Genomic DNA, 24,570 nt, shown 5'->3' with positions numbered 1-24,570 from the left:
TCTGACTGATTTCACCAGTGAGGAAAGCCTGGGCTCGCACACTTCACTTGACCTCTATCGCCCGACCGGCGCACCGACGGCTGGTTCTCAAGGACCAGTTTCACGCGACCGGACGCGCACCGTCCGCCGCACCGCCCAGTTCCGTTCCCGGCCGCCGCGCATCAGCCGCAGCGCCGGCACCAGCACGAGGGCCAGCACTCCCGCGACGAGCAGGCTGAGGACCGCGACCACTTGGCCGTTCCCCTCGCCTTCGGGATCGGGCACGGGACCCATCGGCGGCGGGCTCGCCAGCTGCCTCAGGACACCGGCCTCCTCCGGGAGCACCCTGGTCACGGCCGCCACGACGTTCACCGTGCCCCAGCCAAGCCCGGGATCGGGACGAGCGGCCGCGGGCGGATCGGCGGTCACCTGGAGCCGATGCTTGACCTGGCCCGCGCTGAGCTGCGGATGATAGGCCCGGACCAGCGCGGCGGCACCGGCGACGAACGGCGCCGAGTAGCTCGTCCCGGTGCCCTGCCACTGCCCCGGTCCGCCGGGGCCGATGCTCGTCACCCCGACACCGGGGGCGACGAGCGACAGGAAGGACCCGGTCTGGGAGAAGTCGGCGTGCTTGCCATCCCGGTCGATCGCTCCCACCGCGATGACCCCGGGGTACGCGGCGGGATAGGTCACCGGATCGCCCTGTTGCGCGCTGTTGGCCGCGGAAGCGACCACCACCACGTCGCGATTCGCCGCGTACGACACCGCGCTGGACAGTTTCGGATCGTCCACCGTCGTGCTGGCGGACACGTTGATCACGCGCGCGCCGCCGTCCACGGCCGCCCGGATGCCGTCGCCCAGCGACGCCGCAGTCAGGACCGGCGCGGAGCCGTCCTCGCCGAGTTTGGCGCACCGGATCGGCAGGATCGACGCGCCGGGCGCGACACCGGCGAACCCGGTGGTGGAGTCCCGCGAGGCCGCGATGATCCCCGCGACGAACGTGCCGTGGCCGTAGCAGTCCGTGTCCGCCCGCCCACCTGGGGCCGTGACGTCGACCCCGGCGGTCACCTTCCCGCCCGAAAGCTGTGGTGAACCGCCGTCCACCCCCGAGTCGACGATGCCGACGGTGATCCCGGCTCCGGTGGTCAGCGGCCAGACCCGTTCCGGTGCCAGCCGTTGCTGGGCCCACGGCGCCGATCGTTCGGTCCCTTGAGGCGGACCGAGGCAGCCCTTCTGGTCGGTCGGCAGCGGCTGCGGAGGCTGCTGGGCGGAGGCCGGGGCGCCGGAGAGGACGGTGAGGAGGACGACGGCCGCCAAGCTCGCCGTCGTTTCGAGCAACCGTGGCGGTCTCATGACGCCATCACGGTCGAATGCCCGCCCGCCCGTCCCGGCGCCGCCATGGTCTCGGCGTCCCACTCGACGAGTGGGCTGGTCAACCGGGCGACCGCCCCGGGACCGTCCACCAGCCGGAGGGTGTTCTTCCGCCGCCGGGCCAGCACCGCGTCGAGCTTGCCGAGCGCCCGTTGATCGCGTTCGTCGAGTTCGGTGGTGTCGCCGGGGACCTCGCCCGGCGCCAGCTCGCGCAGGAGAACAGCGATCCGGGGAGCCCGGGGGCCCTCGACGTCCGGATCCTCGCTGTCGTCGGCGCGGCGCACCGCCAGCGCCTTGAACCTTGCTCCGGCACCGAACACCACTTCATCGGGTGTGCGCTGGCCCAGCAGCTCCGTGGTGCGCCGGGCCGTGGCGGGCCAGATCAGCACGTCGACCGCGGCGTCGGTGACCGTGACGTCCAGGTCGAGACTCGCCGTGAGGAATCCGGGCTCGACGTGGACCGAACCCGGTTCGACCGGCTCGTCGGACCGGCTCTGGCGCAGAACCGGCCGCCGGTGCATCGGCAGGCGGCGGATCCCCGAGGAGAGGCACTCGAGCTGACCGGGCAAGCCGTTCTCCTGGCCGGACCGGACCGCTCCGTTGACCGCCTGCGCTCCACCACGACCTTCGCCCAGGAACAGGCAGACCGCGGCGTAATCGGCCTTCACTCCGGCCGAATCGTCCTGCCGCATCGACGGCCAGGTCGCCAGCGCCGCGTTGACGGTGGCCAGCGCCTCGCTGAAGTCGTGCCCGGCCGCCGCGGTGAAACTGGCCTGCTCCGTCGCTTTGCTGCCCCGGTCGGCGACCGCCAGCGGCGTCGGTCCCGGAGCCACCGAGAGCGGGTCGCGCCGCGGCGCGACCGGAACGGGCGGTGCGCCCGGCGCCGGGTCAGTCCCGGCACGTCCGGGAGAGCTTTGCGCGGCGGGCGGCACGAGCGGTTCGGGCGGGTAGGGCGACGGCTCCGGCGCGCTGGGGGGACCACCGGCCGCCGGTGGGGTGACCGGCCGCGGTTCGGCGGGCGGTGGCGGCGCGGGCTCCTCCCTGCGTGCCGGAGGCGCCTCCTCGGCGGGGCCGGGCCGGGTCCCCGGCATTCCGGAGACCGTCGGAATGGGCATCGCCGACATCGTCGCGATCCTCGCCGCCGCGGCCGCGCTCGGCACAGCCGGAGCGTGCGGCGGTGCGGCGGGCGTGACCGGTTCCGCCGCCGGGGCGGCCGGAGCCTGAGCGATGGGCGCCGGGGCTGCGGGTGCGGGGTCGACGGGCACCGGATTCCGGTGCGGTGCGGCCTTCGCCGTCGAGGGACCGCCCGGCGCGGCGAGCCGAGAGAGGACCGCCCTGGTCGAGTCGTCCGGCTCGCCGGCGACGCGGAACCTGGCCCGTGCCCGCAAGGCGGGGTCCAGCCCGGACAGCAGCTTCTCCACCGCGTGCAGAAGAGCGCGGTCGACCCGGGATCCGGGGGTGCCCAGCTGCAGGGTCCAGCCTGCCGGATCGAAGGGCAGAGCGGTCGAGGCCGGGTCCGCCGCACCGGAGCGGACGACCAGGCCAGAGGGCACGACGTCGGCCCGCACGTCACCCAGCCCGTACGTGCTGGGACCGACCCGCTCCCAACCGGCGGGAGGGGGCACGACGTCGAGGACCACCTGGTCCCCGCCGCCCATCGGCTGGCGGAGCAAGGTGGCGAACGACGGGAACCGCGTCCGCGGCGGCCGGTTCCCGGGCCCCGCGGTCGAGAACCCGCCCGGAACGGTCACGAGGTCCCGGCCGAGGCGCAAGGTGGTCTCCGCGAGCCACGCGTAACCCGCCACCGCGGGTTCCCCCGGGACGAGCACGAAGGACTCCGGCAGCGATCGGAGCACCTCGGCGACCGCCGCGGGGGAAGGCGCCACCCCTTGACCGCCGACGAACACCCGGGGCGCGCGTGGGTCCACCGGAATCCAAGCCACCGGGTCGGACAGCTTCGTGGGAGCCGTCCGCAGGTCGCGGACGACCAGCCCGGCGGGTACCGGCTCCACCGCGACCGGTCCCCGCACGAACGGCTGAGCGGCCACGGCGAGCTCCCACCCGGGCCGCGGATGCCGCATCCCGCCGAACTCGGCCCCCTGTCCCGGCCGGAAGAGGCGCCAGCCGGTACCGCCGGTCCCGTGCCCGGCGAACAGGGCCGCGCCCGGCCGGTCGAGGAAGCCGCCGTCCGCGGCGAACAGGTCGGTACCGAGCCGGTCGGCGAGCCGCTGCGCGATCGCCGTGTGCGCGCCCAGCCGGGGAAGCCCGATCCGGACGGTGAGGGCGCCGGTCTCCCGCCGGGCGACCCCCACCAGATCCGGGAGGACACCGAAGACCGAAGGATTTCTGGCGGCGACCGGCGAGACCAGCACGAACAACTGCCCGTCCACGACGGGCGGCCACGCGAACCGTCCCGCGTGGTCCACGGTTTCATGGCGCTCCCGCACGAGCAGGTGCGCCCCGCAGCGGTCGGCGACCAGCGCGGCCGCGGAATCTTCAGCCATCTTCTCGCTCCAGCTTTTCCAGCTCCGGCACCGGGTGGCGCCGTGTCCGGTCCGGTCTCTCAGGTTTCGACGTCGGCCGCGGTCAGCAACGTCATGTCGGCCGACGAGGGATCGTCGATCTCGGCCAGCCGCGAGGCCTGGCGATCGGTCATCCGCTCGAACACCCGGCGCGCGGTCCGGCCGTTGCCGAACGTGCCGTCCTTCGGGATCGCGTCGAAGTACTTGAGCAGGACTTCGACGGCGTCCTCGGTCAGCCGGTAGTCGTGCTTCGCGCACTGCACCCGCACGATCGTGACCAGTTCGTCCGGCGTGTAGTTGGCGAACTCGATCGTGCGGCTGAACCGCGACTCCATCCCGGGGTTGGCCTCGAGGAAACTCAGCATCTCGTTCGAGTAGCCGGCGGCGATCACCACGACGTCGTCGCGATGGTCCTCCATGAGCTTGACCAGGGTGTCGATCGCCTCACGGCCGAAGTCCGGGCCGGTCCCGCCCTTGCCCGAACCGGAGCTCAGCGTGTACGCCTCGTCGATGAACAGCACCCCGCCGAGCGCGGTGTTGAAGGCTTCGGTCGTCTTGATCGCCGTACCGCCGATGATCTGCGCGACCAGATCCGCCCTCGCGACCTCGATCAGGTGTCCCTTGCGAAGGACGCCCAGCTGCGCGAGCACCTGACCGTAGAGCCGGGCGACGGTCGTCTTCCCGGTGCCCGGTGCCCCGGCGAAGACCAGGTGGCGCGCCATCGGCGGCGCCGAGAGCCCCGCGTCCTTGCGGCGCTGCGCCATCTTGTTGAGGTTGATCAGGGAGTTGACCTCCCGTTTGACCCCGGCGAGGCCGACCAGCGTCTGCATCTCGGCCAGCGGGTCCGCCACGCTGTTCCGGGCGGCCGCCGCCGGCTGATCCGGCCGCGCGGCGGGAGCCGCCGCACCCGCCGAAGCGGAAGTGCCGTAGGCGTCGGGAGCCAGATTGCCGCCGGAGACGAGACCGTGCACCTCGATGGCCGGATTCGGATGGGTCTGGCGCAACCCGCTCGCGTGGTTGTCGCGAACCGTGCAGCCGGAAACGCGGACCGCTTCTTCGGTGTCCAGCCGGATCCCGTCGGCCGATCCACCGGTGAACTCCGAATCGGTGATGGTGCCCGAGGCGCCGTCGGCGAACAGGCAACCGGCTCCCGCGCTGCCGTGGACCCGGCTACCGGTCACTGACACGTCCGCCCCCGAGCCCGCGTGCACCCCTTCGGCACCGGTGCCGGACAACGCGCTGTCGGTCAGGGTCAGCGCGGCACCCAGCACGCGCACCCCGGCGTCCGCCGTGCGGCTCAGGCTCAAGCCGGTGACCGACGGACGGGCCCCGTCGGTCACCATGATCCCCACGCCGCGGCCTTCTTCGATTTCGAGGTTCTCCCAGGTTCCCCTCGCCGCGCCGGTCATCTCGACGGAGGCACCGTCACAGCCGAGCACTCGAAGGCGGCGGAAGAACGGATCGGCGCCGTCGTCGACACGCACCCCCGCGATCGTGCAGGCGGAAACGGTGACCCGGTCGAATTCGGGCACGCTCCGGGCGCTCACGCCGATGCCCACTCCATCCACATCGGACACTTCGGTGCCGGTGGCGGTCCCCGCCGCGCGGCCGGTGTAGTGCACGCCGTGGTTGACGGCGGTCCGCACGGCGCAGCCCCGCAGCACCGGAGCGCATCCCTCCGCCACGAAGATGCCGTCGGCAGCCGATCGCTCGACCACGCACTCCTCCAGCACCACCGGTTTCGAGCTCGCGAGATAGAACCCGACGGTTTCGGCGTCGGACACGGTCAGCCGGGTGGCGGTCAGCGTCGCCTCCTGCTCGACGGCGACCGCGGGCTTCGCGGCGCGGGCGACCGTCGTGTCCTCGACGGTCAGCTTTCCGCGTCCGTTGAGGCAGATCCCGTTGCCCGCCGCGGTGTCGACGGAGCAGGAGCGCATGAGCAGCACCCCGTCCTCCGCGACGACGACCCCGGAGGTCCCGAGCGCTTCCAGGCGGCAGGCGTCGAGCACTCCGCCTTCGGGTGAGGTGACGACCACCCCCGCGCCGACGGAGTTGCCGATCTCGCAGTTCCTCATGAGGAGGGTGCCCTGCGCCGCGGCGAACACGGTCGTCCAGCCCTCCGCCCGCACCGCGCATTCCGAGACGCTCAACTGCCCGCGAGCGACCAGGATCGCGGGATTCTCCTCGTCGGCCGAGGCGATCGTCAGCCCGGCGAGTGCCGCGGAATCCGAGTCGAGGATCACCGCGACCCCCGAGGGCGGGGCCACCCGCACCGAACCGAGACCGTCCTCGGCGGTGATCGTGACCGGCCTGGTGAGCACCAGGTTCTCGGCGTACCGGCCCGGCCCCACGACGATCACCGCGCCGTGCGGGGCGGCGGCCACCGCGTCGCCGATGCGCCGGTAGCCGTTGCCCGGCCCCTGCGCGACCATGATGACGTTCTGGTTCACGTTCCGCGTTCCTCCTCCGGGCCTGCCCCGGTTCGCGTGCTCATGCCCCGACCTGCTCGGTCCAGCCGTCCAGATCGGACGTCGCCAAGCCGTACCGGTTGCGGCAGCCCACCTTGCTGTAGAGCCGGGTGAGGTACTTTTCGACGGTCTTCTCGCTCATCTGGAGGCTCCCGGCGATCTGCCGGTTCGTCCGTCCCTGCCGGACGAACCCGATGATGCGCACCTCGATCTCGGACAGTTCGAGGCTCTTGGCCCGCACGACCGGCACGGTCAGGCCGCGGTCGGCCATCGCCTGCCGGACGGCCGCCGCCAGTTTGGTCGCGCCCAGATCCTGGGCGATCTCGTAGGCTTCGGTGAGCAGTTCGAGCGGTTCGTCGGCGATCCTGCCCACCGCCAGGCAGACGGTGGCCAGCCCGAACCGGTCTCCCCTGGCCCGGACCAGCTCCACGACGGCGGCCGAACCGACTCGCGCGTCCTCGGCGAGGCCATGGGCAAGAGCGGTGACCTCGGCGCTCCACAGCGACCCGAACCGCTCGTGCTGTGCGTCGGCCTCGGAGCGCAACCGGCGAATCCAGTGCGCTTCCCGGTACTCCGCCGAGATGAGCAGCAAGCGCGTGAGCGAGCGCAGGATCCCCGCTTCGTCGGGCAGCCCCGCCCCCGCTCGGTAAAGCGCCCAGCCTTCGTCCAGGGCTTCGGTCGCCGTCCCGCTCACGACACGCGGCCCCATGGCCGCCCACAACGCCAACGGGGAAACCTCCGCCGCTTTCGCCTTGTCGAGCCAGGCCGCGGCGGCGCGTTCGTCCCCGCGCCAGCCGCAGATCTCGGCCGCCAGCAGCCGCGTCCGCGTCCGCAGTGGTTCCGGCGACGCGGGGTCGAGCTCCACCTCGCGGGCCGCGCTGAGCGCCTCGTCCCAGTCACCGTCGAGATAGCCGCCGTACACGCGGTGATACGCCGCCAGCGGCCCGTGCGCGGGCAGCCGGTGGTCCGGCCCGAGGACCAGATCGAGCGCGGGAACCAGGTCGCCGGAGGCGCAAGCCGCTTCGACCCGGGCGTCCGCGACCGCCACCTCGGCGACGGGGGCACCGAGAACGGCGAATCCCGCCAAGACGTCTTCGAACCGCACGGGGGCACCGGACAGCCACCGGTTCACGACCGGGCCCTGTGTCGCCGGCGGTTCGGTCGACACCGCCGTCCCCGCGCAGAGCGACACCATCGCCGCGGCCGCCACCTGCGTCCCGTCGGAGTCCCCGTCCTGTTCCAGGAGCAGGCCCGCCAGCTCGGTCGGCGCACCGGAACGGGCCAGCAGGCGCACCAGTTCGGTCCACGCCCGATCACGTTCGCCACCCGGTTCGGTGTGCCACCAGGACGCATAGCGGTGGGCGATCAGCTTCGACCGGTCGAACGGCTGGAGCCGCACCTCGTCGTCGCGAAGCAGGCCGACGAGTTCCGGGCGGGGTGCGAGCGCCCGGCCCGCGGCGACGACGTGCTCGGCGACGATGGAGATCGGGCGCGCGTACCGGGACCGCGCGTCGAGCAGCTGGCGCGCGATCATGCGGTGCAACCAGGTGACCCGGTCCGCTCCGGTCTGCTCGACGACCGAGGCGGCCAGCGCGGGACAGAGACAGGTCAGCCGGCCGGGGGTGCGGGTGTGCAGCACCCCGGCGCGGACCAGCGCGTCGGCCCGCCGGGTGAAGCCGGTGGGCGAACCACCCGTCGCCATCGCGAGCACCGGGAGACCATCGATGTCCAGGCCGCGCCGCCCGGCGGCGAGCAGCACGAGATCCCGCCCGTCCGCGCCGGACTCCGAGACCGTCTTCAGCAGGTGGTGATCCGGAGCGAGGCAGACATCACGGCCGGGCTCGCGGAGGCAGACCGCCCCGCAGACCGGAACGAGCCGCCCCCGCCGTCGCAGATCGGCCACAGTGGACAGCAGGGTCCCCGGATTCCCCCAGAGCGGACCGAGCGCGGATCGCACGGCGTCCCGAAGCGCGATGTCGACCGGAGCGCCGACGGCCTTGCGCAGGAGCCTCTCGGATTCTTCCCCGGTGAGCGACCCGAGTTCGACGACGGTGTCCGCGAGGGTGCGCAGCCGTCCGGCCACCGGCCCGCCGGGCGTGCAGGCGGCCACGACCGGCCGGCCGAACCGCTGCAGGGCGGTGAGCACCGGTTCCGGCTCGGCCAGAAGATCCGCGTCGTCGAGGAGCACCACGACCCGGCGCGTCCCGCCGAGCCGGGCGAACAACCCACCCACGGCGTTGAGCAGCCGGTAACGATCCCAAGCCGAGGCATAGGCCTCCTCCTGGCACTGCCGGACCACGGCGTCGACAGCTTCGGAAAGCCGTGGACGACCCGCGAAGGATTCGAACGCCCCCCGGATCGCGGCGACGAGCAAGGTGATCCCGTAGCGGTCCCACGCCGGAAGAGGACTGTCGCACGAAACGCAAAGGGTGGTGACGCCTCCTTCACGTAACCGGCGGCCGAGCTGCGTCAAGGTCGCGGACTTGCCCGCGCCGCGCTCGCCGGACAGCACCGACAAGGGCGCCGGGCCCGCGGTGACGGCCGCCACGCCGGCGAGCGCGGTCAACTCCGCACGGCGTCCGACAAAACCATTGCCCTGCCGCGCCATCCCATGTTCCTTTCCGCTACATCACCCGGATATCCAGCACACCACCCACGACTCAAGTAAATCTCTATCCACCGAAATCGGCATCCTCGGGCCCGGCCGATGCTCTTTCGGGCAGAACCGATGGACGAAAAAACGCCGGAGGCACTCCTGCCGCCTGGACGAGCTACTCCGAGCTGCCATCGGATCGACACGCCACCTTCGAAAAGAGAGCTATTTCGCCGAAAACACGAAGGGCACCCGACGCCGTCACCTCGGTCGGCGACGGTGACACAGGAACTGTCCGGCATCCGCATCCTTTCGCGGATCTCACGCGACGTTTCGGCTTGGTTTCCTGCTCCCACCAACGACAAGCCATGCTATTCGATCACCTCGGCCAGTTGTCCCGCACCCCTCTTCCAGGGCACAGGGAATCAGGTCCCGGAACGCAGTATGGGCCGAGACACCGACCAGGCAAAATCCATGTCTCGTCTGGTGGGAAAATTCTCCGACCTCATGGGACGGCCTACCGGAAAACGAATACCGGTGACCGAAGGAACGAGTTCGCGGCGAACGAAATCGCCCTTTTTTCCAACCGGCAAGTCCTTCATGGAAATCCATCCGCCGTTCCTAGGGGCAGAATCGCCGGAAATTTTCGCTTCTCGCGGCCACGAACGGCTCGTAGCCGCCTCTTCGTCGGCGACGATTCTCGGCGTGGAGGATCTGTTCGACACCGTAAACGAATCCGATGAGCCGCTCGTGCTGGTGACCGGCCGGGCCGGCGCCGGTCGCACGACGGCGCTCGCCGAACTCGGCACCCGGGTGCGCGAGGACGGGGGCCGGGTTTCGGCCGTCCGGTTCACCGCGCGCGGGGACGTGCTGCCGTTGCTGTTCAGGACCGGCGCGACCGATTCGGTGTCCGTTCCCCGGGAGCCGACTCTGGCCTCCTTCGGCCCGGTCACGGGGGCTCGGTCCGATCAGGCGGTGGCCGAACGGGCGGCGGCGGCGTTGCTGGCTTCCCTGCAGCAGCCCGGCGGCCGGTCGTTCCTGCTGATCGACGACGCGCACTGGGTCGACCCCGACTCACTCGCGATCCTCTCCGCCCTGACCCGCCGCGCGGCGAGCGGCACGATCCGCTGCGTGTGCGCTGTCCGGACCCCCGTGCTGGAGCCGGTGGCCTCGGAAGCGGTGGACGAACTCCGGAAATCCGGTCTCGTGCGGCATTTCCGGATGCGTCCGATGTCGAGGACGGAGATCGGCCGGGAGGTGACCTCGACGGCGAGTGTGCTCCCGGAACCCGAACTGGTCGATTTCCTGCACGCGCAGAGCCGCGGGGTCCGCGCGGCCTTCCGCGAGGCCTACGAGCACCTCGAACGGCTCGGCCAGGTCAGGGTCGTGGACAAGCGGGCCTACCTGGTGCCCGCTCCGCGAGCCGGCGCGCCGATGTCCCGGGGAGGGATCACCGAGATGTGCGCGGAACTCGGTCCGAGTGTCCTCGGCACCGCCGAAGCCGCGGCCGTCCTCGCTCCCCTCGGGCCAGCCATGCCCACACTGGCCGCCGAAGCGCTGGAGGTGGCGGAGGAGGAAGTGATCCGCGACCTCCAAGTCCTGCGCCGCCACGGCGTTCTGCACAAGGGGGCGGACGGCGGGTGGCGGTTCGTGATCCCGCAGATCGCCTCCTCGCTGATCGCGGGGATGGGGCCCTGCACGAAGCAGCAGTTCGCGGCGAAGGCGGTCACCGCGGTCTGGACGGGTGCGGCGGCCTGTCCGGATGCCGACTACCTGAGCGACCGGGTGGTCGACGCGGGCAAGCTCGTCGACTCGCGGCGTGCTCTCGGGCACCTGCTCCGGCAGAGCACGGCGGCGAGTGAAGACCGGATGGAGGTCGCGCTGCGCTGGCTCGGCGCCGCCGTCGAACTGGCCGAGAACCGTTCGCAGCGGATGATGATCCTCCTGACCCATACGGCGATCTGCCATTCCCGGGGGAAGTACGCCGAAAGCCTGCACGGGGCGCGGCGGTTGCTGGAGAACTTCGCCGACCACCTTTCCGCCGGCACCGCGCAGGAACTCCAGGCCGCGGCCGTGGTCGCGCTCGGGCGGCTGGCCCGGACCGAGCCGTTGTCCACTTTGGCCGAAGGTCACCACCACTGGCCTGGCACCCCCGAAGCCACGCTCGTGACCAGGGCGCTGGCGTGCGGCATGCTCGACCGCTGGGCCGAAACCGACCGGCTGCTGGCCGAAGGCGCCGAAGAGTGGACAGCGGGCAACACCACGTCCGCGATGTTCGCGAGCCTCCACCGGAGCTTCGCCCGGCTGTGCGTCGGCGACTTGCGCTATTTCGAGACCTCCATCGAAGACCGGGCCGGATGGCCGCTGCGCACCGTTCGGCGCTATCACGCCGAGCAGGTCAATCTGCACGTCGCGGGTTTGCTGACGAGCGGTGAACTCGGGCCCGCCGAACGCCTGCTCGCCGAGGAGGAGCTGCCGGAGGAGGAACTACAGCCGAGCAGCCGGGTGATGATCTCCGCGCTGAAGGGCGACATCGACTCGGCGACCGACATCGCGCGCCGCGCCCTCGCTTACCGCTCCAGTGGCGGTTTCGACGCCGGATACAGCGGCATGCACCATTTGATCGTTTCGATGCTGGCCTCCTGCGGGAAATTCGCCACCGCCCGGCAACTGCTCGCCAACGCACGGACGACGAACCCCGTGCTCGCGCACCTGCTGGACCTCGCCGACGCGGAATACGACCTCCTGCTCGGCGATCCGGTGAGCGCGGCCGCGAAGGTGCGCTCTGCCCTCGCCTACGCCGAAGCACGCGGGATCGTCATCGGCCTGGACCTCGTCTGGGCCCTGCTGGCCGACCTGACGATCGATCTGGGCGATCGCGCGACCGCGGAACGCTGCCTCGCCGACATCGAACGGCTCGCGGAAACCACCCCGACCGTCCGCAACGTCGTCCACGCGCTGTTCGTCCGCGCGATCGTGACCGGTGATCGCGCGGCGGCGGCCGAATGCCTGCGCCGCTGCGGTGAACGCGGGCAGCCGCTCGAACAGACCAAGATCCAGGCCAAGCTGATCAAACACGGGGTCGCCGATCCCGACGGGCTCAGCGAGGTCTACGAGACCCTCGGTGCGCACGGTTGCCTGCTCGTGCGCGCGCGGACCCGCAGCATCATGCGTGAACGCGGTATTCCGGTGCCCGGACGTCAGGAAGCCGTCGCGGAGAACGAACATCTGCTCGCGGTGCTGATGTCCGAGGGCCTGAGCAACAAGCAACTCGCGTCGGCCTTGCGCACCAGTGAGAAGAGCGTCGAAGGAAGGCTGAGCAGGCTCGCCTCCCGAACCGGCCACCGGTCACGGATCGAACTGTCGAAGGCTTTGCTCAACGGCGAGTTCGAGACGGGAGCATCATCCGCCTGATTCACCGCTTCTCCGCGTCGAGGACACCGTCCGGTGACTCGGCGGTCGCCCTGATCACGTCGGCCCGCACCCGCATCGCCGCCGGGGATCCGGGATTGAGCAGGACGTCCACCCCGGTTTCGGGCAACGCGGCCGCCAACTGGGGCAAGGTCACCTCCACCCAGCCGGGAACGTCGAGCAGGGCGCGGTGCCCGTACGCGGTGGTGGCCAGGACCGAGGAGACACCGTCCGGCGCGCTTCGCACCAGGGCGACGTTCTTTTCGTCGACGGCCACCCCGAACACGGTGTCGAACAGGGTGGAGGTCAGGTCGTCCGTGAGGTCTTCGCCGGTGCCGCGGGCCATCGCGCGGAGCACGGCGTCCACCGGATCCAGCGGTGCGTCGGCGGACCGCGGCCGGTAGTCGGGATTGGACCGGAACCGGGTCCACATCCCGTCGGCGGTCACGGCCCAGCCGCCCAGGATGGCGTCCGGTGGCGGCTCGGCGTCGTCCTCGTTCTCTGCGGCCCAGGCGGGATCGAGCAGCAGCTTCACCTCGCCGCCGTCGAACAACTCCACCAGGCTCGGCGCCGTGTCCTGCTTCCCGGTCATCGACTGAGGCTCCCTTCGAGCACGGATCCGGCGGACATGCCCGGCAGGCGGCCGACCTCGCCGTCCGGCGTCGGCTCACCGGATTCGGTCCGGCGCCAGCGCTCGGCGGACTGCCGCAGCGACGACAGGATCAGATCGTCCAGTGAACGCGCGCGCTTTTCGAGCTCGCGATCGCTCAGTTCCCTCAGCAGCACTCGTCCTCGAAGGCCGTCCGCCGGTTCGACGACGTCGAGGACCGCGAACGAGGTCCCCGGCGGGAAGACGACCCCCTTCCCGTCTCCAGCGGGCAGTTCCACCAACCGTCCGGACATGGACCAGACGAGCAGATCGGTGGTCCCGGCCCCGAGCGGCGGAGGCGCGAGGGACATCGCACAGACGCCGGGCTCGACCAGGACGGCACGCCCGTCGAGCGACGCCCACTGGTCCCTGTCCGGGGCGACCGCCGCGGCCGTCGCCCCTCGGTGCCGGGGCAGATCGACGATCCCCTCCGCGGCGCGCCTGCCGAGCGCGGCCAGCGGACCGGTCGCGTCCATCCCGGCTTCACGGCCCAACGGACCGAGGTGCAACCGCGCCGCCATCAGATCGGTGAACGCGTCCTGGTCTTCCGCTTCCGCCGCACCGGCGAAATGCTCCGGCCAGGTCTCCCGGATGAGCGCGCGATCGCGGACGGGATCCGGCACGGAGTCGGCGGAAGCGCCCTGCTCCGGTACAGGCGCGGCATCGTTCGGCCCGGAGTCTTCGGTGTCCGCGTCCTGGTTCCCGCCGACGAGCTGCATCAAGAGGACCAGCGGCTCTTCCGCCTCTGCCTGCTCTTCGGCGACCGGGGCGGCGATCTTCGGTTCGCCGGACGTCTTCCGCTTTCCGGGGTGAGCCACCCAACTGGTCGAGGGGGCGGGTTCGATGCCGTCGGTGGGCACCACCCGCACCGCCGTTCCCGTGGTCTGCCGCAGCCTTTCGGCCACTTCTTCCGCGCTCTGCCAGTGGTGCGCGGTCATCTCCCCGTCCGAGGCGTTGTGGAACACGGTCGGCGCCTGCGGGTCCGGTGGCAGGGTGCGGACGAAGTCGCTGTAAGCGGGCTCGGCCTCGCCACGGACCCACAGTCCCGCCGGCACGACCTCGACCACGGTGTCCGAGTCGTACCGGTAGACCCCCGCGGCGACCTTCGGCAACCTCGGTATCGGTTTCCGGTATGCGCGCAAGACCGGTGCCGCCTCGCCGGTCTCGTCCGTGCCGTGTGGCCGGTAGGCCAGGGTGTGGGCGAACATCGACCAGCCGTGGGAGCCGTCGGGCCGCAGCGCGACTACTTCGGGACCGTTCACCGAATGCACCGGCAGGCCGCAGTAGACGACGATCTCCGCGCCGGTCGAGTCGGAAAGTGCCTGTCCCATTGACTTCCCGGCGGCGGTCCGCACTGGTCCGAATTGGACGAAGCGGAGCAGTTCCCGACGCGGCCCGACTAAGGATTCCCACCATCGCGAAACCACGTCGATCGGCAACGGCGCCAGGCCTTCGGCGCCGAGCGCGACGAGGATCTCGTCGGATCGGCAAGGCACCCAGCGAATCAGCCTGGCCCGGGCGGCGCGGATCCACCGGTCGTCGCCCGCCGCCCGCAACCAGACGCCCGACGGCAACGGTTCGGCGACGACGTCCTTGCCGAGCACCTGGGTCTCGGCCAAGGAGCCTGGCACGTCCCAGGACGGCTGCGGCAACCTCCGGCCCGCCCAGGTCGCCTCGGCTCCGGGACGGTACCGCACCCAGCGGCCGTCGGTGAGCGGGTCGTCGAAGGAGACACCCGCGTGCGAGGGCCGCACCGTCCCGTGCGGGAGCAGGACCGCGCTTCCGAGGGTTTCCGCCAGAGACTGGCCGTCCACCCACGAAAGGTCCTGCCCCGACGGGACGGGAACCAGGCGCACTCCTCGCGTTCCCACCGGGAGTACACCGGCGAGTTCTTCCAGTTCGCTCTCCGGCAGGTCGACGACCAGCAGGCGGTGATGCGGATCCGGCGCCAGCGACGACGCGAACAGACGGGCCCGATGGGGCACCGCACCCGCCAAGTGGACGACCTCGACATGACCGGCGGGGGTTCGTTCGATCCCGGCCGCGGCTTCGGCCTTGGTGTTAGGACTCGCGCCGGCTCGTGCGCGAAGCCTTTTCCAAATGGACACACGTGCTCCTTCGGGCAGGTCCGACGAGTCCGTCCGGACGGCGGGGAAACCCCTTGTCCGCGAGAAATGGTGCCCTCGGCCCGGCCGCCGGAGAACCTCGTTCCCCGGATACCGGCGGGATCGGCTGGACTTCCCTCACGAACACGCGGCGTCGTTCACCGCTCTCCGGCGAGTAGGCGCTCCAGCTCCGAATCCCAGTCCAGCAGCCGGTGTTCCTCACCGAAGGGCACGATTTCGGCGGCGCACGCCAAGAACTCCTCCAGCGCCTGGCGCAGCGCGGCGAGCACCGCGGTCCCGAACGGGCTGGTCAGCTCGATCACGATCAGCGCGCGGTCGTCGGACGACGGCCGGATCCGGATGTCGCCGTGCCCAGCCGCCCTCAGCAGCCCATCGGCCAGCAGCTCACGCCCGAAGACCCATTCGACGAAATCGTCCTCGCCTCGCGCGAAGAAGGCCCGAACCGTATACGGGTCCCGGCTGTCGTAGCTGAAATGCCCTCGTACCTCGGCGCGTCCGTTGACCGCGCAAAGGACCGCGAAGTCCATCGGATGGCTACAAGTGGAATAGCCGGCCCCGCCGCCCGGGCCGGACGGTGGCAGTACGTACTCACTCATGAAGGGATTTTCGTTGGTGTGACTTCATTTCAGCCCTATCGAGGTGGACGGCGGAGAGGGCGTGTTCGGGTCGCTCGCCCCCACGCCGATCCCGGTGTCGCGAAAGCCACTTTCGCGGACTCGCATTTGTCTACCCATTGGGGTGGTCTGGTGCTCTCGGCGCCGGGTGGGGCTTGTACCGGAGTCCGGTGTGGTCGACGGAGGATCGGGGACGTTGAGTGTCCCCGATCCTCCGTTGATCAAGACCGGGGACCGGGCGCCCCTGGCGACGATGGAGGAATTGGGACGTTCAACGTCCCAATTCCTCCATCGTCGACCCCAGCACACGCAGACGCCACCCATGCCCGCGCACCAAACACGTCGCGAAAGCCACTTTGGGGACATCAGACGTCCCGAAAGTGGCTTTCGCGACGCTTCCGGCGCTGACCCCGCAACTTTCAGGTGGTCGCGACGGCCTGATCGAGTTCGGACTCCGATCCGGTCATCACCAGCTGCTCGATGTCGCGGAACGTCTGGGTGATGGCGTCCAGTTCGTCGGCCCCGAATTCGGCCGTGGAGCGCACGAACCCGTTGGCGAGCCGCGTCGCGGACGGGCCGCCCGGGTTGAGCACGACGTCGTGTTCTTCTCCGAGCATGTCCACCAAACCCGCGAGATCGGTTCGCCGGACGTCCGGCGCGCGGAACCGTTCCCGGTGGGCGTCGCCGGTGGTCACCACCAGCGACAGGGCGCCGTCTTCTTCCTTGAGCACCATCGGCCTGCCGTCGCCGTTCATCGCGACGTCGAGCGGACAGCCGGCCATCATCACCTGCAGGTGCGCCGACCTCGCTTCGCCGTCCACCAGCATGTGCAGCACCGCGTCCAGCGGGTCCGACGGGGATTCCTCGTCGGACGGCAGGTAATCCGGATTCGCCGAGAAGGTGCCGAGCTGACCGTCGCCGGAGACGGGCCAATGCCCGATGATCGCCTCCGGCGGCGGGCTTTCCTCGTCGTCGTCCGGATCGGGGTACCAGAACTGGTCGACCAGCAGGAGCCTGGCTTCCTGGTCCGTCGGGTCCTCGCCGATCATCCTCATCCTCTCCGGCCGAAGTTTTCCGAGCACCTTAGGCAGGCAGGTCAGCCTCTCGAACGATTCCCGTGTTTACGTCCACCGCAACCCGCCCCAAAACACACCCGATCGAACACCGACGGTTCAGTTCGCGTCACTTTGCGTGACAGGTATCATCGCTGGACCGTACCGATTCGAACCTCCGGAGGAGCGATGCCGCCCGTCGATCGCCTTGCTCCCAACCGAGGCGCCCTGGCCGAACTCGCCAGGCTGGGCCGTTGGAGTGAAGCGAACAACGCCGCACTGGAAGCGGTCCGGCTCCTGCAGTCCGAACCCACCGGCGTCATCGCGGCCGAACTGGCGGACCTCGTCTATGTCGCCGGCGGCCCCCGGCCGGGCCAGTCCCCGCCCGCCGGGGAACGGCTGATCGTCCCGGACGAACGCGCCATCGCCATGCAGGCGCTGTCGGTGGTCAACCGCATCGGCGAGCTCGACGAAGCGGTCGAAGCCGCGGAAACCGCGTTGAGTTCGCCTGGACGCTGGGAAGTGGGCACTTTCTGGTACGCGGTGCTGGCTCTCGTGTACGCGGATCAGCTCGAGTCCGCGCGGGAGCACTGCGCGAGAGCGGTGCACAACGCCAGCCGGTCGAGCTCCGAGCGCCATCGCCACGCGGCGGCGGTGCTGCACGCGAGGGTGGCGTTCCTGACCGGGGACTCGGTCACCGCGGCCAACCGGTTCACCGGGCTGCTCGCCGCCGGTGTGCACAGCCAGCAGCACGGCTTGGCGGTAGCCTGGACCGTCGCCGCGCTGGTCGACCTCGGCGCTCTGGAAGACGCCGGAGACCTGCTCCGCCGGAACGGCTTGACCGGCCCTCTCGAGGACGAAGGCGACCGTGCCGAGGTGCTGTGGTCGAGAGGGCTCCTCCACGAAGCCGTCGATCGCCCGCAGGCGGCATTCGAGGATTTCATGGCCTGCGGACGTGAACTGCTGAAACGGTCCGTGATCAACCCCGCGGTCATCCCCTGGCGCTCGGCCGCGGCGCGGAACGCCTACGCCGTCGAGCGGCGGGACATCTCGCTCGCCCTCGCCAGGGAAGAGGTCGTCGAGGCGAACCGCTGGGGCGCCCCCAATCCCATCGGCAGGGCACTCGGGGTCGACGCTCTCATCACCGACAGTTACGAAGGAGTCGACCCTCTGCACACCGCCGCAGCCCTGCTGGAAACCGGTGGCGCGAACGCCGACCTGCGAGCCCTCTGGTACGACTTCGGCGCCAAACTCAGCCTGGACCGGCACTTCGCCGAGGGCGAGCAGGCCCTCTCAGCAGCCCGGGACCTCGCCGCTCGATCACGTAACCGATTCTGGGTCGACCGCATCGACACCGCGCTCCGGAACTGGGGCGAAGGGGGAAGCTACCGCGAGCTGAGCCGCCAGGACTTCCGGGTCGCCTATCTCGCCAGGCTGGGCTTCGGCAACAAGGACATCGCGGGACGGCTGCACGTCTCTCTCCGCACGGTGGAACTCTGCCTGTCCACGGTCTACCGGAAGCTCGGCATCGCCGGACGCGGCGGACTCCGCTCCGTGCTCTTCCCTCCACTGTAACGATCCGAGGTGAAAAGTTGTCTCAACGGCGGTTTCCGCAGTTGACGCGCTGCCAAGGGCGGCCTAACGTCGTTGGCGAAATGTCCGGATCGACGATCCGGACGTGACGCGACGGAAGATCGAGGAGCACGAGCGGGGACCTGGCGATGGCCGAAGAGAGTCCGATGACGGCGCGAGTCCAGACGAGGCCGAGGCGATGACCCAGCTTTTCGAGCACACCCAAACCCCGGCCATACCTGGGCACGACGAGCCTCAGGAGTTCCTTCCCGCTCCCCTGCACCCGGATTGCCTGGCGACCGAGGCCATGGCGGTCGGGCTGCAGGGAATCGACCGGAACCTGGCGACCCAGCTGGCCGACCGCGCCCTCGCCACCGCACCGTGCATGAACGACCTCCGCTGCGTGTGGCGGGCGGTTTCCGTGCTGCTCATCGCCCGTGCCATCCGGGCGCTCGACGCTCATTGCACCCGCCTCGCCGGCCGGACCGGACCTGCCGGCCCCGCCTCGGATCTGGTGTGGCCGCTGGTCCGCGCGCAGATCGCCCGGCTGGCGGGCGACCTGGCCGGTGCCCGGGACATGCTGTCACGCCTGGTCGGGCCCGGTGTTCCACGCAGTGTCCGACACCTCGCCCTGGCCTGGCAGCTCGAAACCCTGGTGCGGGCGGGCGAGATCGAGGAAGCCGTGACCCTGGCCAAAGAAAGCGATCTCGACGGTCTGACCGGGCGCCCCTCGGCCCACCGGCCGTTGCTGCTGGCAGCGCGCGGCACCGTCCGGCTCGCCGAAGGCCGGTACCAGGAAGCGCTGAACGACTTCGTCACCTGCGGTGACACCCATGCGTTCGAGCACATGGCCAGTCAGGCCGTCCTGCACTGGCGCGCCATGGCCGCGTTCGCCGCCGCCGGGTGCGGCCGCCCGGACCTGGCCCGTTCGCTGGCCGAGGGTGAACACGAAGCCGCGAAGCACTGCGGCGCCCCGGCCGGAGTCGGTTACGCACTGTATGTGAAGGCCATGGTCGCAGGCCGGGGCCAGGAAGTCGCACTGCTCGGCGACGCTGTCCAGCTGCTCGAAGTCGCCAGTGCCCGGGTCGAGCTCGCCACGGTGTGCCTGGAGTTCGGGCGGGCCCTCGCCGCCGCCGGAGATGCCCCACGGGCGGCCGGTCAGTTCTCGCTCGCGGCGGAGCTCGCGCACGAGATCGGCAACCGCCGACTGGCCGGGGAAGTCGCCGTCGAGCAACGGAAGGTGGACAAGGCCCCGCCCCGCAAGTCGCTGAGCCCGCAGGAGCATCGCGTCGCCAGTCTGGCCAGGGCCGGGTTCACCAACAAGGAGATCGCGGCGAGAACCGAGCTGACCGTACGAACGGTCGAGTTCCACCTCTCCGGCGTCTACCGCAAGCTCCAGCTCTCCAGCCGCAAAGAGCTGCTGGCCCCCGGCCTCGACCTCGGCTGAGCCTGGACCGACGACGAGTTTCGTTCGCGAAGTGATTCCCTCCGTTTAGGCCGATCGGGTACTTCCGCCCTGATAGCGGCCACCGGCCCGGTGCAAGGTGACTTGCACCGGGCCGTTTTGTGTCCGCAGGCAGACGACGGCTTGGTTGTTCGGAGGAGGTGTCGCACTTGAGCAACGGGGGTGTGCACATTCCGCCGGATGTGCGGAAGTTCCTGGAGTTCACTCTGGGCTTGTCGTGGCCGGAGAGTGACGATCAGGGCCTGGTCGCGTTGTGGAAAGCGTGGGAGGCGTTCGAGGACGCGGCCGGGGTGTTCGAGGCCGCTGCCCGGGCAGCCGGTGTGGCGGTCCCGCAGGTCTTGGAGGGTGAGACCGGGGAGTTCTTCGCCCACTTCCTGAGTGCGACGATCCCCGACGGGGTCGCGGGGCTGGGTGAGGCCGCGGGTGAGCTGGCGAAAATGGCGCAGAACGCCGCCGCCGACGTCTACAAAACCAAAGTCATGTTCGTCGTCTTCGCCGCCTTCACCCTCGCCTCGATCATCCATTTGATGGCCACCCTGATCGGAGCCTTGTTCACCGGGGTCGTCATCGCCGCTGCGAGGGTGGCGCTGACCGCGATCTGGCGGGCCCTGATCACCCGCATGGGACAACTGTCCCTCAGCGGTGGCCTGTCGCAAGCCACCAAAACCGCGTTGCTGAAGTTCGCGAAAGACCTCGCCATCAAAACCGGCGGCTTCGCCGCCTTCGGCGCGGCGTTGATGGGCGGCACCGACTTCGGTGTTCAAGCCCGCCAAATCGCCGACGGCGACCGCCAAGGCTGGGACACCACATCCCTCACCTCCTCCCTCGTCGGAGGAGCACTCGGCGGCGCGTTCGCCGGAATCTTCCACTCCGCAGCCGGAGGAATCCGCTCCACCGCCTTCAGCCTCCGCGACCGCCTCGCCACCCGCCATCCCGACGACCTCCTCGCCGACAACGTCACCGTCGGCCAGGTCATCACCACCATCAACAAACCCCTCGCCGCCCTCGGCGACGCCGCTTACGCCACCGGCCAAATGATCACCGTCATCGCCACCGCACCCCTGATCAACCTCGCCCTCGGCGCCCCCACCGGCAACCCCGCCCTCGGCGCCCTCGGCGCACTCTCCCGCTACGGCGGCAGCCGCACCAACGGAACCACGAACGGCAATCTCGACACCATCCACCCACCCGAAATCCCCGACCTCACCATCCCCACCCTCACCGAAAAGCCGGACACCGCCAAAGAACCCGGCACCGAGAAGCCCGCCAAGGACGTACTCAAAACCCCCGAGGCATCCGAAACGCCGCCGCCCTACACCACCCTCCCCGCGGAAACCGGCCTCCGCCTGGAGAAGACCCCCGCCTACACCACCAGCCCCCACGCCCTCGGCACCCTCCACACCACCGCCGCGGCGAACGGTGCCGCACCCACGACCCTCTCGCCGCTGAGTGACGCGGCCAGTCAGACAGCCCTTGCCGCCGGCGCGACACCGGAACGGGGGAACAGGGGAACCGCCACCCCGGACACCCTCGCGCCGGAGGTTGGCCACGGTTCACCCGACGGCATCACGAGTGTCGTGGCCGGTGCGCCTCCCGGTCACCGGCTCCTCACCCCGGAGACCGCGGTCGTCTCGGAGACCCGGCCGGACACGTCGAACCCGGCCAGATCCACAAGCCCGGACACGACGTCATCACGTGTTCAGGCCGATCGCACCGCCGCCCCGCTCAGCACCACCGCGAGCCTTTCACCGGCGCTGCCCGCCGCGCGACCCGACACCGCCGGCGGACACCTCGCCGCCACCGCGCGCGCCGCCGACACGGTGCTGCCGGACAGCACCCGGTCCTTCCTCGCCGAGACCGCACCCGCCACCACACGGCCCCCCACCGTGCCGGACACCCTCCACACCCCGGCCCTCACGGACCCCACGCCGTCAGCGTCCATGCCCGAGCCCTCAGCGATCACCACGCCACGACCACACGACGTCCCCGCTTCTTTCCCGATCGAGCCCGTGCGAGCCATCCCGCTACCGGGCAACGGTGGCGTGGCCTTCGTCCCCGACGGCTACACCACGAACATCACCAACGCCTTCCCACACCCGGAACCCGGCGTTTTCCGCGTCGTCGTCCAACACCGCGACAACACCTTCGCGCTACCCGGACACCACACCCTGGACCCGGCACACCGGCCCGAAAGGCTCATCGCAGCCCTTCAAGACCTCCCCACCCAGCTCGCCGCTTGGCGCAACTACACGAAAATCGACCTCCTCGCCTGCGACCTCACCCCCACCCTGCTCGACCGCCTTACCCCCGCGATCCACGCCACCTTCGGCGTCGAGCTCCACGCCCCTTATCACCAGACCCCTCTTTTCGTCGCACCCACCGGCGGCCTCAGCCTCACCGACCCCGCCATCCCCCACACCCTCCACCTCGCACCGAAACGCCGCCGGAATGACACGATGGTGGCCGACCCCAAAGCCCCTGAGACCTCGGCGAGGCTCGCCGAGGTCTCAGCGAGGCTCCTCCACCAGTACGGCAACCTCTCCGACCGGTGGCTCTCCTACTCGATTCCCCGCGAAATCTTCCCACAGGGCCTATTCGACAAACAATTCCACCTGCACTTCAAGCAGGAAAGGGAAAATCAGGCCAATTCCGGCACCCTGTGGAGTCCGCTTTATCGAGGGAAGAGCAATGTCGAAAATTTCAGCAAAGAAGAGTTGAATGATCTCACCGCGTGGGTCTACCGAAAAGTCGTCGCCGACCAGACGAGCAATCCTGCCGCGATAGCCAAAACCGCGGCGGAAACAGGCTTCGCCTCCAGCTATGCGAAACTCACGAACGCAGCGGACGCGGCGGCGGAAGCGGCAGCAATCGACGGCCGCCGCCACCCCTATCTGATACTCAGTAAACCTGAACACCGCGTCAAAATCATCGCGCTGCTCGACCGGATTCTCGCGAATACCACCCGCCGCACTCAAGGCAAGACACTCACCTCACTGAATGACTTGAACGTGCACGGAGCAATCGCCGCGTTGCGCGGACTGATAACCGAGCGGGAACAGGCGTTGAAGGACGATCCCGCGCTGGCCGCTGCCTCGCGGCAACTCGGGCTTCCTACTTTGCGGCCGAGCGGCGCGTTTCTGGGCCGGTTCCTGGACGTGGCCAAGACGGCGGATCGGGGCTGGATCGACAAACTCGCTTACGCCGCGGCGTGGGAACACAAGACCGCCACGGCCGACGAGCTCACCCGCCTGCTGCGGGATGAAGGCATCACCGGAGATCCCGGCGTTCTCCGCGAGATCGTCACCACGGTCATCGGCGAGGCCACCCGCCAGGGTGACCGGCTGCCCCTCCTCGACGCCACCGACCAGGGGCAGCACGCCGCCATCCACGCCCGAACCGCCGCCATCGTCAACGCAACCCCCGCCCTCTACGCCTCCACCGGCACGGCCCCGGTCACAGCCCTGGTCACACACATGCGGACCCGGCACATCACCGGGCCCCAGCACGACCTCGAAACCATCGCCCAAACCATCCTCGAGACCCCCGCCGAAGAACTCACCCAGGACTATTCCCTCGCCCCGCTCGACCTCGACGGCCTCCCTTCCGCGGCACGGGCCCTCGGCGCCGAAACCGAACCCACCGGCTACGGCCCGGACATCTCACCGGCCGAGGAGGGACTCGCCTCGACGGCCAAGCAACTCCTGCTCGACTTCGGCGACCTCAACATCAGCTACCTGATCGCCAGGTGGCCGAACCCCAACAGGAAAAGCAGGCTCTCGTTCAAAGAGATGAGCGAGCATCTCACCACGGAACGAGCACGCCTCCTGGACAGCGGCGAGCTGTGGCTGCCCACCTACCGGGGACTCCGCAACTCCGGAAAAGACAGCCACACCGACGACCTCACCGCCTGGCTGTACCGGCAAGTCGTCACCGACCACACGAAGAGCCCGACCGCGATCGCCTCCAGCGCGGCAGCGGCCGGTTTCGCCGCTGACGCCAAACAGCTGGCGGACGAGGCGAGAGCCGTGATGGAAGCGGCCACGAACGACGGCCGCCGCCACGCGTACCTGAAGGCCGCCAAGCCGGACCACCGTGACAGGATCATCGCCCTGATCGACCGAATTCTCGCGAACACCCCTTCGCCCACACGGCACCAGGTGATGAACTCACTGCATGAGGTGAACGTGCACGGAGACGACAAAGTCTTACAAGTATTGGTGAGCGAGCGTAGACAGGCGTTGCAGGACGATCCCGCGCTCGCCGAGGCCGCCCAGCAGCTCGGGCTCCCCACTTTGCGACCAACCGGCACATACCACGGCCGGTTCCTCGACGTAGCCAACGAAGCCGATCAAAACTGGATCGGCTCACTCGCCTACGCCGCGGCATGGGAACACAAAACCGCCACCGTCGAGCACCTGGTCACCCTCCTCACCCAAGAAGGCATCCGGGACACCGACGGCGCCCTGACACCCCTGATCACCCGGATCCTGGCCGAAGCCGACGCCAACGGTGACCGCCACACCACACTCTCCGCCGACCGGCCCGCCGATCACACCGCCCTCCAGCGGCGCACAGGATCGCTGGTGCTGAAAAACCACGACGAACTGTTCGCGCTCGAGCCCGCGCAGGCCACCACCCGCCTCATCCGGCACATGCGCCGCAACCACATCACCGGCACCCAAGACACCCTCCGCAACATCGCCCACACCGTCTACACCCTCCCCACCCACCAGCCACTACCCGGCACC

Annotated in this window: 12 protein-coding genes; 4 read left to right on the top strand and 8 right to left on the bottom strand. The window is 70.0% G+C overall.

All coding sequences use genetic code 11. The features are described from left to right. Positions 1-87: 87 nt before the first annotated feature. From mycP to IE302_RS41755, 4 genes are read right to left on the bottom strand one after another with little or no spacing between them, the layout of a single operon-like run. Positions 88-1,332, bottom strand: a complete 1,245-nt coding sequence (gene mycP / locus IE302_RS41770; RefSeq protein WP_191260011.1) for a type VII secretion-associated serine protease mycosin — start codon at positions 1,330-1,332, stop codon at positions 88-90. Next, on the bottom strand, positions 1,329-3,854 hold the full coding sequence (locus IE302_RS41765; protein WP_191260010.1) for a hypothetical protein: 2,526 nt from the start codon (positions 3,852-3,854) through the stop codon (positions 1,329-1,331). The genes mycP and IE302_RS41765 overlap by 4 nt, the downstream gene beginning before the upstream one ends. Before the next feature lie 59 nt (positions 3,855-3,913). Beyond that, complete coding sequence (locus IE302_RS41760; protein WP_191260009.1) at positions 3,914-6,322, bottom strand: right-handed parallel beta-helix repeat-containing protein; 2,409 nt, start codon at positions 6,320-6,322, stop codon at positions 3,914-3,916. A 40-nt stretch (positions 6,323-6,362) separates the two neighbouring features. Beyond that, positions 6,363-8,948: a helix-turn-helix transcriptional regulator gene (locus IE302_RS41755; protein ID WP_191260008.1), complete on the bottom strand. Its 2,586-nt coding sequence runs from the start codon at positions 8,946-8,948 to the stop codon at positions 6,363-6,365. 690 nt (positions 8,949-9,638) lie between these two features. On the opposite strand from IE302_RS41755, the gene IE302_RS41750 reads away from it, so the two are divergent. Then, entirely contained in the window at positions 9,639-12,347 is a 2,709-nt protein-coding gene (locus tag IE302_RS41750) for an AAA family ATPase (protein ID WP_191260007.1), read from the top strand. Between the two features lies 1 nt (position 12,348). On the opposite strand, the gene IE302_RS41745 is transcribed toward IE302_RS41750, so the two are convergent. The 4 genes from IE302_RS41745 to IE302_RS41730 all read right to left on the bottom strand — a co-directional run bounded on the left by IE302_RS41745 (position 12,349) and on the right by IE302_RS41730 (position 16,782). Beyond that, positions 12,349-12,936 (bottom strand): type VII secretion system-associated protein, encoded by a 588-nt coding sequence (locus tag IE302_RS41745; RefSeq protein ID WP_191260006.1) that lies wholly within the window; start codon positions 12,934-12,936, stop codon positions 12,349-12,351. After that, entirely contained in the window at positions 12,933-15,101 is a 2,169-nt protein-coding gene (locus tag IE302_RS41740) for a hypothetical protein (RefSeq protein ID WP_191260005.1), read from the bottom strand. The genes IE302_RS41745 and IE302_RS41740 overlap by 4 nt, the downstream gene beginning before the upstream one ends. Before the next feature lie 155 nt (positions 15,102-15,256). Next, complete coding sequence (locus tag IE302_RS41735; protein WP_191260004.1) at positions 15,257-15,715, bottom strand: SsgA family sporulation/cell division regulator; 459 nt, start codon at positions 15,713-15,715, stop codon at positions 15,257-15,259. A 437-nt stretch (positions 15,716-16,152) separates the two neighbouring features. Next, positions 16,153-16,782, bottom strand: coding sequence for a type VII secretion system-associated protein (locus tag IE302_RS41730; RefSeq protein ID WP_191260003.1), 630 nt, complete (start codon positions 16,780-16,782; stop codon positions 16,153-16,155). 192 nt (positions 16,783-16,974) lie between these two features. Between IE302_RS41730 and IE302_RS41725 the strand changes: the two genes are divergently transcribed. From IE302_RS41725 to IE302_RS41715, 3 genes are all read left to right on the top strand, one after another. Further along, entirely contained in the window at positions 16,975-18,360 is a 1,386-nt protein-coding gene (locus IE302_RS41725) for a helix-turn-helix transcriptional regulator (RefSeq protein WP_191260002.1), read from the top strand. A 196-nt stretch (positions 18,361-18,556) separates the two neighbouring features. Beyond that, positions 18,557-19,804: a helix-turn-helix transcriptional regulator gene (locus tag IE302_RS41720; RefSeq protein WP_191260001.1), complete on the top strand. Its 1,248-nt coding sequence runs from the start codon at positions 18,557-18,559 to the stop codon at positions 19,802-19,804. 119 nt (positions 19,805-19,923) lie between these two features. Further along, positions 19,924-24,570: WXG100-like domain-containing protein (locus IE302_RS41715; protein WP_444541950.1), on the top strand; the 4,647-nt coding region annotated here is incomplete at its 3' end.

The organism is Amycolatopsis oliviviridis, assembly GCF_014654365.1.
Taxonomy (GTDB): domain Bacteria; phylum Actinomycetota; class Actinomycetes; order Mycobacteriales; family Pseudonocardiaceae; genus Amycolatopsis; species Amycolatopsis oliviviridis.
This window is presented reverse-complemented; position numbering and strand designations above follow the sequence as displayed.

Excerpts from the sequence above, each read along its gene's own strand:
- IE302_RS41765 (WP_191260010.1), bottom strand. The coding sequence starts at position 3,854 with ATGGCTGAAGATTCCGCGGCCGCGCTGGTCGCCGACCGCTGCGGGGCG.
- IE302_RS41755 (WP_191260008.1), bottom strand. The coding sequence starts at position 8,948 with ATGGCGCGGCAGGGCAATGGTTTTGTCGGACGCCGTGCGGAGTTGACC.
- IE302_RS41730 (WP_191260003.1), bottom strand. The coding sequence starts at position 16,782 with ATGATCGGCGAGGACCCGACGGACCAGGAAGCCAGGCTCCTGCTGGTC.
- IE302_RS41735 (WP_191260004.1), bottom strand. The coding sequence starts at position 15,715 with ATGAGTGAGTACGTACTGCCACCGTCCGGCCCGGGCGGCGGGGCCGGC.
- IE302_RS41745 (WP_191260006.1), bottom strand. The coding sequence starts at position 12,936 with ATGACCGGGAAGCAGGACACGGCGCCGAGCCTGGTGGAGTTGTTCGAC.
- mycP (WP_191260011.1), bottom strand. The coding sequence starts at position 1,332 with ATGAGACCGCCACGGTTGCTCGAAACGACGGCGAGCTTGGCGGCCGTC.
- IE302_RS41720 (WP_191260001.1), top strand. The coding sequence starts at position 18,557 with ATGACCCAGCTTTTCGAGCACACCCAAACCCCGGCCATACCTGGGCAC.
- IE302_RS41725 (WP_191260002.1), top strand. The coding sequence starts at position 16,975 with ATGCCGCCCGTCGATCGCCTTGCTCCCAACCGAGGCGCCCTGGCCGAA.